The organism is Geofilum sp. OHC36d9, from assembly GCF_052400685.1.
Lineage (GTDB): Bacteria > Bacteroidota > Bacteroidia > Bacteroidales > Marinilabiliaceae > CAZHHH01.
Map to the genome: position 1 here is coordinate 112,016 of NZ_JBQTGJ010000006.1, position 11,641 is coordinate 123,656.

11 protein-coding genes and 1 other RNA gene are annotated in these 11,641 nt (G+C 40.2%); 5 read left to right on the forward strand and 7 right to left on the reverse strand.

Annotated elements, in window-relative coordinates; translation table 11 throughout:
- Positions 1–146 precede the first annotated feature (146 nt).
- The 3 genes from ACT3CD_RS08575 to ACT3CD_RS08585 all read right to left on the reverse strand — a co-directional run bounded on the left by ACT3CD_RS08575 (position 147) and on the right by ACT3CD_RS08585 (position 2,917).
- The gene (locus ACT3CD_RS08575) at positions 147–614 is read right to left on the reverse strand and encodes a MaoC family dehydratase (RefSeq protein WP_444644818.1); all 468 of its coding nucleotides are present in this window, start codon (positions 612–614) and stop codon (positions 147–149) included.
- A 97-nt stretch (positions 615–711) separates the two neighbouring features.
- Positions 712–1,845 carry a THUMP domain-containing class I SAM-dependent RNA methyltransferase gene (locus ACT3CD_RS08580; RefSeq protein ID WP_444644819.1) on the reverse strand — a complete coding sequence of 378 codons (1,134 nt, stop codon included), beginning with the start codon at positions 1,843–1,845 and terminating at the stop codon, positions 712–714.
- Positions 1,846–2,413: 568 nt separating this feature from the next.
- Positions 2,414–2,917, reverse strand: coding sequence for a ferritin (locus tag ACT3CD_RS08585; protein WP_444644820.1), 504 nt, complete (start codon positions 2,915–2,917; stop codon positions 2,414–2,416).
- Positions 2,918–3,301: 384 nt separating this feature from the next.
- Here ACT3CD_RS08585 and accC point away from each other — a divergent pair, with 384 nt between their 5' ends.
- From accC to ACT3CD_RS08610, 5 genes are all read left to right on the forward strand, one after another.
- Positions 3,302–4,813 (forward strand): acetyl-CoA carboxylase biotin carboxylase subunit, encoded by a 1,512-nt coding sequence (accC, locus tag ACT3CD_RS08590; RefSeq protein WP_444644821.1) that lies wholly within the window; start codon positions 3,302–3,304, stop codon positions 4,811–4,813.
- An 86-nt stretch (positions 4,814–4,899) separates the two neighbouring features.
- The gene (locus ACT3CD_RS08595) at positions 4,900–5,409 is read left to right on the forward strand and encodes a biotin/lipoyl-containing protein (protein ID WP_444644823.1); all 510 of its coding nucleotides are present in this window, start codon (positions 4,900–4,902) and stop codon (positions 5,407–5,409) included.
- A gap of 52 nt (positions 5,410–5,461) precedes the next feature.
- Positions 5,462–7,039, forward strand: a complete 1,578-nt coding sequence (locus ACT3CD_RS08600; RefSeq protein WP_444644825.1) for a peptide chain release factor 3 — start codon at positions 5,462–5,464, stop codon at positions 7,037–7,039.
- Positions 7,040–7,124: 85 nt separating this feature from the next.
- Entirely contained in the window at positions 7,125–7,496 is a 372-nt protein-coding gene (locus ACT3CD_RS08605) for a thioesterase family protein (protein ID WP_444644827.1), read from the forward strand.
- 16 nt (positions 7,497–7,512) lie between these two features.
- Entirely contained in the window at positions 7,513–8,094 is a 582-nt protein-coding gene (locus ACT3CD_RS08610; RefSeq protein ID WP_444644829.1) for a DUF2179 domain-containing protein, read from the forward strand.
- Between the two features lie 139 nt (positions 8,095–8,233).
- On the opposite strand, the gene ACT3CD_RS08615 is transcribed toward ACT3CD_RS08610, so the two are convergent.
- The 4 genes from ACT3CD_RS08615 to ACT3CD_RS08630 all read right to left on the reverse strand — a co-directional run bounded on the left by ACT3CD_RS08615 (position 8,234) and on the right by ACT3CD_RS08630 (position 11,588).
- Positions 8,234–8,563, reverse strand: coding sequence for a hypothetical protein (locus tag ACT3CD_RS08615; protein ID WP_444644830.1), 330 nt, complete (start codon positions 8,561–8,563; stop codon positions 8,234–8,236).
- A 678-nt stretch (positions 8,564–9,241) separates the two neighbouring features.
- Positions 9,242–10,561: a YihY/virulence factor BrkB family protein gene (locus ACT3CD_RS08620; RefSeq protein WP_444644832.1), complete on the reverse strand. Its 1,320-nt coding sequence runs from the start codon at positions 10,559–10,561 to the stop codon at positions 9,242–9,244.
- Positions 10,562–10,578: 17 nt separating this feature from the next.
- An RNA gene (gene rnpB / locus ACT3CD_RS08625) (RNase P RNA component class A) lies at positions 10,579–10,953 on the reverse strand.
- A 2-nt stretch (positions 10,954–10,955) separates the two neighbouring features.
- Positions 10,956–11,588: an SPOR domain-containing protein gene (locus ACT3CD_RS08630; protein WP_444644834.1), complete on the reverse strand. Its 633-nt coding sequence runs from the start codon at positions 11,586–11,588 to the stop codon at positions 10,956–10,958.
- Between the last annotated feature and the right edge of the window lie 53 nt (positions 11,589–11,641).

Here is an 11,641-nt window from a genome sequence, read left to right on the forward strand (position 1 = left end):
AAAATGCAGACTGTTTCATTTCCGCCAACAAAAAGGACAGCTTGATCCTCACAATACAAAAAGATAACAAACCATTCGTTGCGATAGCAAAACAAATAATTTTATCTGCAAATCAATATTCTTCTATACAAATTCACCTCAAAAACCTAATCGTTAAAGTGATAAAGGAAAACGATTTCGCCTTCGTAAGCCGGTTTTTTATTACCTTCTACTTCCAGTTTAACGCCTATATTTGCTTTACAAACGCCACGTAAATTAACGGCATTATTGAGTCGGGCTACCAGACGCACACGACTGTTTACCAACACGGGCTGGTTAAATTTAAATTTTTCAATGCCATAATTAACCTGTAGCTTCAAATTCTGTACATCTACAATTTGATTCCACAGATGCGGCAATATTGAAAGTGTCAAATAACCATGCGCAATGGTATCGCCAAAAGGAGACTCTTTTAGGGCCCGATCCTTATCAACGTGAATCCACTGATGATCGAGTGTTGCGTCGGCAAACAGATTAATTTGCTCCTGAGTAAACTGGTGATAATCAGAAACACCCAGTTCATGACCAATTAATTTTTCAAGCTCGTTATAGCTCCTAATAATTACTTTATCCATTTTACTTTTTATTTCGGACTATTAAAATTGTGACAAATCAAAAAATTGCAAATGCTTATTATCAGCAAACAAATAATGTTTGACAACCGCGATAAGCTTATTTTTTCAACGACCCTTCATACATTTTAAACTGTTGGTAACGACACTCAAGAGCGCCATTATACAAAGTATATCTGCTGCCGGGTTTTAAAGCAAGAAACTTGAGGGCTTCGAAGTTGGAACTTATTATCCATGCGTCCCAGCCCATAAATACATGTTTTAACTGAGTGCCTATTTCGGAATACAAACGAACCACATCACGCTCTTTTAAACGTTCATCATAAGGCGGGTTCATCACTATGAGACCTTTTTTAGCAGGCGGTACAGTTTCACGAAAAGCACTTACCGAGTAATTAATGTATTGTTTCAATCCAAAATCCAGCGCCGATTGCCGTGATATGTCAATAGCTTTAACAGCGATATCGCTTCCAAAAATAGGGACCTGCGGCTTTATCTCAGCGGCTTTGGCCTCATCAACAATTCGTTGCCAAAGGTTGGCATCGTAATTATTCCATCGCATAAAACCAAATTCCTTACGACGAATATTAGGCGCCATTTTAGCAGCTATCATTGTAGCTTCCATAACGATGGTGCCAGAGCCACACATTGGGTCGAGAAAAGGCACGGAGCCATCCCATCCCGCCAATAACAACATGCCGGCCGCCAACGATTCATTGATTGGAGCGGGATGCTCTTTGGTACGATATCCTCTGCGATTGAGAGGCTCTCCTGAACTGTCCATGGAAATAGAAATCTGATCTTCGGCCACATGCACATTCAGCAACAACGTAGGACGAACCAAATCAACCGACGGACGTTTACCCGTTGCATCCCGAAACTGATCACAAATGGCATCTTTCACCTTAAGTGCCACATATTTACTGTGTTTAAAAAAACGGGAATAAACAACTGCGTCAACCGCCAATGTTTGATCCACATTTAAATATGGTGACCAATTATAAGCTTTAACAGCCTCATACAACTCATATTCATTTTTGGCTTTAAAGGTGGTGAGAGGCTGCAGAATACGCAAAGCCGTTCGCGACCACAAATTGCTTTTGTATAGCAATTCTTTATTTGACTCAAACGACACAGCGCGTTTCAATATCTTAACATCTTTGGCGCCCAATGCTGTTAGCTCACCGGCCAACACATCTTCCAACCCTTTGAAAGTCTTTGCTATTAGTTTCAATTTCTATCTTTTTAATTATTACGAACGGCAAAAGTAATCATTTTCGGGTAATTAGCAGTCGTACAGGGGACACACAAATCGCCAAAATACCTGTTACGCATGAGCACTGTGCTATAACGTACTATACCGATAAGATCTAATTAAAGTCTGTCTATAAAGTCAACTACTTCGTTACACTTGTCATATCATAAAAACAGTCATTTACGAAAAGTAAACGCCTTGATTTTTATGACTTCGCAAGCCATGAATTTGAACATTTCTTATTAAGCACCTGAATTATCTTGCTGGTACTAACTAAAAACAGAAAATAAAGAATCCCGGAACAACGTCCCGGGATTTATTTAACCTGTTTCATTTTTATGGCGAACACGTCTAAAAACGCCCTGAATAAGAATCTATTACTAACACTATAAAATATTACAACTATTAATGCCAGGCCATCAAATCTGAAGTCTAACTATAAAACTCATTTGCGAAGCTAAAAAATTAGTCTACGGTTGTAAGCCTTTTTGAGCGCAAGCGAATCGGGAAAAATAACGTTTCCCTGTTGAGTCTATTTTATTTACACTTATTCAGCTGCATCCGCAGCTGTACGCATTGACAGAATATCACGATCAAACAGATAAAGACTGTTAGCTCCGGCCAGTTTCAATTTATCTAATATGGCAGATGCAGAAGCCTCTTCTTCTATTTGTTCGGTCACAAACCACTGAATCCAGTTGTGAGTGGTAAAATCCTTCTCTTCCAAACAAATAGCCACAATATCGTTAATGGAATTAGATACAAACTGTTCATGCTCGTATACCTGTTCAAACATTTTTTGAACGCTGTCAAAATCAACCGGTGGTTGAGCAAAACCTGAAATCAATGCATGACCACCACGTTCGTTCACATAACCAACAATCTTAAGCATGTGCATGCGTTCCTCTTCGGCCTGGGCATACAGCCATCGGGAAATCCCTTCCAGGCCTTTACTTTCGGCCCAACTGGCCATCGACAAATAAAGATTTGAAGAATAACCTTCCTTTTCTATCTGATCTACTAAAGCTTTTTCTACTTTTTTATTCAACATAACATTTCGGATTAAAAGTTTACTTATCAAAATTATGTGTCAAACTAATAAAAGTTCATGTTATAAACAAAGAGTCGGGTTATTTAAAACCATTCCAATCTATCCTTCCATATAAAAAGCTAAATTTAGAGGGTTCGCTAACAAAAAGGGACTTAAAACTCATCCAATCAAATTTGGTTTTATTAAAAAGAGGAAATAAGTGCACTGTAGTAAGATAGCCTAATATTCGATGTCTAAAAACGACAAAGTAAAAACAGATCCATTTAAACAACTTTGACTTCGGTGTGTTTATATTACAATTTTTCGGAGGAACAATTTTTAACATTTATAGCCGCTGGCTATGGGTCGTTCTTCAATTGCTAATATTGGGAAAAACAGAGATCTATGATTCAGAAAGTATTGGTCGCCAACCGTGGCGAAATAGCCGTCCGCATTATTCGCTCATGCCGTGAAATGGGTATTGAAAGTGTCGCCGTTTATTCCGATGCCGACCGTTCGGCAATGCACGTTCGTTATGCCGACGAAGCCTATCGTCTGGGCCCGGCGCCATCCACCCAAAGCTACTTAAATATAGACGCAATTCTGTCCATTGCTAAAAAAAGCGGTGCCCACGCCATTCATCCCGGGTACGGTTTCCTGTCCGAAAATGCCGATTTTGCCAACCGTATCAGAGAAGCCGGCCTGATATTTATTGGTCCCTCTGCCGAAGCGATTGATGCCATGGGCGATAAAATGCGGGCACGCGCACTAATGCAAAAAGCAGGTGTTCCTATCGTTCCCGGCACCTCGGCATTAGCCGAAGATGAGGATGAAATAAAAAAGATGGCGACCCAAATTGGGTACCCGGTAATGATAAAAGCATCAGCAGGCGGCGGTGGCAAAGGCATGCGACTGATAAATAACGAAAAAGAACTGATAAACGGTGTACGACGAGCCAAATCAGAAGCCCAAACCGCTTTCGGAAACGATGCTGTTTACCTCGAAAAATATCTTCTGGAACCACATCACATCGAATACCAGATTATGGCTGATAATTTCGGCAACGTGGTTCACTTATACGAACGGGAATGTTCTGTTCAACGCCGCCATCAAAAAGTGGTAGAAGAAACGCCGAGTCCATTTCTTACCCCACAGCTACGTGAACAAATGGCACAACAAGCCATAGCCGCAGCCAAATCGGTTAATTACAGCGGCGCCGGCACCATCGAATTTCTCGTTGACAGAGATCGCAATTTTTATTTCTTAGAAATGAATACCCGCTTGCAGGTTGAGCATCCAATAACAGAAAGAGTAACCGGCTTCGACCTCGTAAAAGCGCAAATACAGGTGGCACGTAACGAGCCGCTATCCTTCGGACAAAAAGACGTTAAACAAATTGGCCATGCCATAGAATGCCGTATTTACGCCGAAGACCCAACCCATAATTTTGTCCCAAGTCCGGGACTGGTAAAGCATATCTCCGAACCGCTGGGTTTAGGAGTTCGCACCGACGGATATGTTTACGAAGGATATGAAATACCAATGTATTACGACCCTCTTATCTCAAAACTAATTGTCTGGGCACCAACACGAAAAGCGGCCATTCAACGAATGAAACGCGCGCTTTACGAATACAAAATAACCGGCGTTAAAACAAATATTGCATTTGTACAAAAAATAATGGAAGCCAATGACTTTGTGGAAGGTAACTATAACACCCATTTTATCGCTAACAACTTCGATTTTCTAATGCAGCCTGACAGTAATTGCGGAGACTGCGAAGATATTGCCATGATTATGGCCTTTCTCGACTATCAAAACAAACAAAATAAACGACACGATTTTGCCCGTCAAAGGCAGACGGGGCAGTCGAACTGGAAAAACGTAGGACGCCTGTTCCGACACAATCCTTATTAAAAATAGACCACAAAAAATTAACTTATTTCTTGCGACTCGGCTTGAAATTGACCTTAATAAAACATTAAATTAAAACGTCAGCTGTTATGAAGATGATCGTAAAAAACGGAAAAAAAGAAAAAACAGTGCGAATATTAAATAAGGAAGGGAATCTTTTTACTGTAGCAATTAATGAAAAAGAATATCAATTGGATGTTGTTAGAGTTGAAAATGGCGTATATTCAATTCTTTACAACGGGCAAAGCATCAACATGGAAATGATTGAAGGCGACACTGCCGGATCCTATAAAGTGAACACTCTTTACGACTATTTTGAATTGGAAATAGCGCCGGCCTTAAATCAAAACGTATCTAAACGATCATCAGACAAAGGTGGCGAGCAAGTCAAATCCCCTATGTCGGGTAAAATTGTTAAGGTTAAAATCAGAGAAGGTGATCGGGTTGACGAAGGAACACCACTTGTTATCCTGTCGGCCATGAAAATGGAAAATGAAATTAGAAGCACCACCAGCGGCATCGTATCCAAAATAGCTGTAAAAGAAGACGATTTGGTAAAAGACGGCCAATTAATGATAAGCATCAAAGAGGCTGAATAAGTATTGAGGTTTCGCAAACAATGATTACTTTTGCAGCCTCAAAAACCTAATAATGACATTTAAAGAAGAGATAAAAAGACGCCGTACGTTCGGCATTATCAGCCACCCTGATGCCGGGAAAACGACATTAACTGAAAAGTTATTATTATTTGGTGGTGCCATTCACGTAGCCGGAGCCGTTAAATCAAACAAGATAAAAAAAACTGCGACCTCCGATTTCATGGAAATTGAAAAACAACGAGGTATCTCTGTGGCAACCTCTGTCATGGGCTTCAATTATGACGGCTATAAAATTAATATACTGGACACACCAGGTCACCAGGATTTTGCAGAGGATACCTATCGCACGCTGACAGCTGTGGACAGTGCCATTATTGTTATAGATGGCGCCAAAGGTGTTGAGATGCAAACCCGGAAATTAATGGAGGTATGCCGCATGCGAAACACGCCGGTAATGGTCTTTATCAACAAATTAGATCGGCCAGGCAAAGATCCCTTTGAGTTACTTGATGAAATTGAAGAAGAGTTAAATATAGCGGTTCGTCCACTGGCCTGGCCTGTTGGAAATGGCGATCAATTTCAAGGTGTATACAATATTTTTGAAGAAAACTTGTACCTGTTTACGCCGGCCAAACAAACCCTGGAAAAAGGCATCGAAATAAAAGACATTGCAGACCAACAACTATCTGACCACATTGGTGACAGTGCTGCCGACAAGCTACGCGAAGAATTGGAATTGGTACTGGGTGTTTATCCTGATTTCGATCATGAAGCTTATTTAAATGGCCAGCTCGCCCCGGTTTTTTTTGGCAGTGCACTCAACAATTTTGGGGTACGCGAATTACTGCACGCTTTTTTGAAACTAGCTCCCTCACCACGGCCTTCAATAACCGAGAGCAGATTGGTGCAACCCGACGAAGAAAAATTCTCCGGATTTGTGTTTAAGATTCATGCCAACATGGATCCCAACCATCGTAATCGATTGGCCTTTGTGAAAATTTGTTCGGGCAAATTTCAGCGTAACACCAACTATTATCACGTTGGCTTAGGCAAACAGATGAAATTTAGCAGCCCCACCGCCTTTATGGCAGAAAAGAAATCGATTATTGACGAAGCTTTCCCCGGTGATATTATTGGCATCCCGGACTCAGGTAATTTTAAAATAGGTGATTCACTCTCAGAAGGTGAAAAACTTAAATTTAAGGGACTGCCCAGTTTCTCGCCAGAGCTATTTCAATACATTGAAAATGCTGATCCCATGAAATCCAAACAGTTGAACAAAGGTATCGATCAATTAATGGATGAAGGAGTCGCCCAATTATTTATCAACCAGTTTAACGGACGAAAAATTATCGGGACAGTTGGCGCCCTTCAGTTTGAAGTAATTCAATATCGATTGCTACATGAATACAGTGCTGCCTGCCGCTACGAGCCCATCAAGCTGTACAAAGCCTGTTGGATAAAATCATCGGATAAAGCCCAATTAGACGATTTTAAAAAGAGGAAAGTTCAATACATGGCCAAAGACAAATACGGACGCGATGTATTTCTTGCTGATTCATCATATATGCTTCAAATGGCTCAGGAAAGCTTTAAAAATATTGAATTCCATTTCACCTCCGAATTTTAAGAAAAAAGGCTTTGGTCTTTGTAAAAATCAGACGATAACATTAAGTTTGAATATTACATAATAACCCGAACCTTAACCAGGAAACATGGAAAACAACAATATTCAAGAAGGGCTGAGACTAACAGTCGTAAAGACCATAAATAACACAGAGTTGGCCTCTACCATAGGCACATCCCGAAGTCGTACATTATCGACTTCGGCTCTGATTTTATTTATTGAAAAAACTATATCTTCACTTATAGAGCCCTATTTATTGGAAGACGAAACATCGGTTAGTTCTGAAATTAACATCAAGCATTTTAGAGCCGCGAAAGAAAATGAAACAATACGATGTACGGTTCATTTGAAATATGTTGAAAACAACAAACTTTTTTTTGATGTGGCAGTATTTGATGTGGCGCACAATGAAATTGCAATAGGTGCCCATAGCAGACGAATTATAAAACAAAAGAAATAACCTTAAAAATAATTTGATGGAATGGATGGATGGATTTTGGGGGACATGGGTACTCCTGCCGCTATTTATTTTTTTAGCCCGTGTGTCAGATGTTACCATTGGCACTATTCGCATTGTTTTCGTATCCAAAGGACTAAAGATAATAGCACCATTCCTTGGATTTTTTGAGGTTTTTATCTGGCTGTTGGCCATGAGCCGGATATTTCAAAATCTCGATAACTGGCTTTATTATGTAGCCTACTCAGCTGGTTTTGCTGTGGGGAATTACGTTGGGTTGATAATTGAAGAAAAACTGGCACTTGGTTATCTCAACATTCGCATCATCACCCACCTGCCAGGGGATGCACTCATTAAGCGCCTGTCCAACGAAGGGTTTGGTATTACCTCACATTCGGCCGATGGGGTACGTGGAAAAGTAAGCATCATATATTGCGTGCTCAAACGAAGCGACTACAAATATGTGTCTGCTATTATTCGGGAATACAATCCCAAAGCGTTTTACACGATCGAAGATATCCGATTTGCCAATTCAGGCGTTTTCCCAATGAAATCATTACTAAGAGGTAACACTAACTTCCCGTGGAGATTAGGAAAATAAAAGGATATAACGTTGTTAAGAAGCCTTTCAAAGTTGCAAAACGAAGACAAAAAGCCTATTTTTGCAATACGATCATTGACACAAAGAAAACCGTACCGGCACTAATGATTGTTAAACTCAACACTAACAACATACCGGGTTAGCTATTGGTTTCAAGGACAGGCCTCATCCTTAGGGATATCTTCGGATACGGAGGATCTTCGCGAAATGAGTGCGCCCAAATTCCTGTAATTAGGAGTTTAATTAGTCCTTGCCGGTGCGGCCCCACATAGACAAAGGACTGTTTCAATGCGTTTAAAGCATGAAGCAGTTCTTTGTTGTTAAAACACAGTTGATTATTTTTTGCCACCTCTAAACCTTCCAATCTTTTTTCAATCAGAATCAACTGTTGATTGATGTTAAACAAACGGATCTTCAATTCTTTTGTTGTAATAACACCCAATACTTCGCCCTCAGAAAAGAATGGCAACGTATTATTTTCTCATGTTAACAATAGAAATGGACTACAACACATTCTAAAAGATAAATCAGCCCTTAATATCGGGGCTGTCCCTCTGATCTCCTGTGTATTACAACACTATTTGTATTTATCAGACACCCCAGAAGTAACATTGACAGATGATAAAAAAGAATCCATCCCACACGGACTTGGCTCCAGCAAGCAAACAAACGAAACCTTTAAAACCTGAAGCATTTGTTTCAACACCACGATAAGCATAAAAATAAATCGTTCTAAGCCCCCATTGACGCATACTGAACAAATGCCTCAAGCGGACGGCATAGAACTGCATAACAGCCTTATAATCCTTATTTTTACCACTCCTGGCATCACAGCGCTTGTGGCAAATAAAAGCACTTCATTTCTAAGGCTTTAATACTTAAATATCTTATTATTGACAATTCACATACTCAATAGCTAGTACTAGTATCGCTTTTTGATAGCATGTTCCTTACGCAACTTGAAGAATATGAAATTACAGAGATAAGAAGACCATTCTTAAAACGAGCGACATAAATAAAAGTAATTTTCTCTTGCTGATACTAATTGATGCCCCTCAACGAGAATTAATCACCCGTTGCCCGTCTTCTATTCAGATCTTTATAGTTTCAATTTTGAAATGGTCAAATTCAAGGATACTACAGACCTCTACAAATCTCTAATTAACTTATTTTCAGCCGACTTATGCAAGAGCTGATTAAAGTTGGAAAAGATCTTAGAAAATATCTGGTATTCAGGCGTCTCATCAAAATGAAAATCAGAGATACCGCAATTTTCCATTTTTTCAACAATCGCCTCAATCGTCATTAAATCAATATCGAAAGCGGGCAGATACCCGATGTCCCGATCATCACCAGAATCAGGAATTACCTTAACCAAAACCTGGGCTTCGACCAACGTATTGAGCAGAGTAGACACCATCCGGGTAGGCAATTTAAGAGTTACAGAAAAATCCTCTTTTGAAGGCGCCTGATCAGAGTTACGAAACTTGTCAACAGCAAACTTTACCAACATCATGCTCACCAACCGACGATAATGATAACTCATATTCTCGGTTTCAGTTTCAAACTCAAAACTTTTTTCATTCTGAGCAGAGTAAGATAGTTCAGCTCCTAAAAGAACAATTAACCATGAAGAATTTAACCAAATAAGAAACAACGGTAAAGCCGCAAAACTGCCATAAATGGCATTGTATTTTGAAACGCCAACCTGAAAATTAATATAAGCAAACTGAAGAAAAAGGAACAAAGAGCCGGCAATAATACCTCCAAAAATAGCGGCTCCAGGCTTAACCCGGGTATTAGGCATGATCATAAACATCATAGTAAACACCAACCATATCATTATATTTGGGAAGGCCCATGTTATGATCGGGGTCGCCACCTTTCCCAAATGAAACACCTCAATACTATTGGTAATGAACACTAAAAAACCCGACGAACCAACCAACAAAATAGTGGCTACCATCATAAAAGAAATGTAATCGCTGAATTTGCGTACCATTGAACGAGACTGAGAGACATCCCATACGTCATTAAACGATTTTTCAATATTACCCAATATTTTCATGACACTCCAGAGCAATACAGCCACCCCAACGCCTGCAATGGCACCACCCCGGGTATTGTCCAGATAACTCAAAGCAAATTCTTTGATCCAGTTAACCACATCTTCCTGCCCCACCAGCTGCCGTTGCAATTCCAGCTCAAGTGTTTCGCGAAAACCAAACCCTTTGGCAATGGCAAAAGCCAAAGCAACAACCGGAACAACAGACAATAAAGAATAATAAGTCAGAGCAGAGGCTTTTACCTGACAGTCGTCCGCCAAAAAACGACGGATAGCCAACACAAAAATTCGAAAAATACGAATAAGGAAAAATTGACGTTTAGAGGTCTGATCGTTTCGAACGTGCCAAATTTCGACTGTAATAAACGTCTTAAGCCGGTTAAAAAAGATATTTACATTCACGCATCGAGTTTTTAAAAAAAAGCAGCAAGTCTGTAAGCCGGATTCTGTACCGTAAAAACGGTGTCTGTCATTAATCTAAGATACCGGTTTCCCGGCACCTTGAGCGACCTACCCTTCCGGGCTGCAAGCATCAGAGCGAGCGACCCTGTACCCTTTCGGGAACCCGGATATACATGGTCTTGCAACACGTGTGGCGTACGGCTATGCTTGTTGCCAGGCATACCGGTGGGCTCTTACCCCACCTTTTCACCCTTGACCCGGTAAACCGGGCCGGTTATTTTCTGTTACGCTACAATAACCTCACGGCCATCTTCCCGTTAAGAAGCACGCTACCCTACGTTGTCCGGACTTTCCTCCCCGGTATAAACCGCGGCGACAGACCGACTTGCTGATTTTATTCAATTCTAAAAGGCTGGTACTTTTCCAGTGGAACTAAAAAAGCATCAGGAAACCCCATTTTTTTTATCTTCTCCAACTCAACATTGGCCACACTACCGTCATAAGAGCCAACACAGTAACGATAGATACGATCTTTCATATAATATTCGAACACATCATCAAAGCCCTCAAAATCGCTGACATAAACTGGGAACCGATAGGCCGCCAATTGAACCGTGTAACTAACGCCAGCTAAAGGACCTATGGCATTAGACGAAGGCTGATAATCGGTTCGGGTTAACTTAAGGTTGCGCGTGTCTACCACAAAGAGATCCTTATAACCTAACGCCTCATATTTTGATATTTGACTAGTCGCTTCAGCCATTGTATTGAAACGACCTACAGTATATCTAACAAACCCATCAGCGCAAACAAATTCGTATACTTTTTCAACATCCCGAAAAAAAGAAGGCTCACCAGGCGGCAATTTAAGAGCGACCATTTGAATGGTAAAATAAGGTACGCTAATATCTGCAACGGTAATAATTTTTTTATTGGTTCTTAAATGAGCAAGCCTATCCCCAAAAGCCAAAGAAACATTACTAAAAACAACAATAATGATTAAAAGATTTCTTATCAGCTTATTCATATTTTGAATATTATATCAGGATTCTAAAGTACGTTAAATTAAATACAAAGATA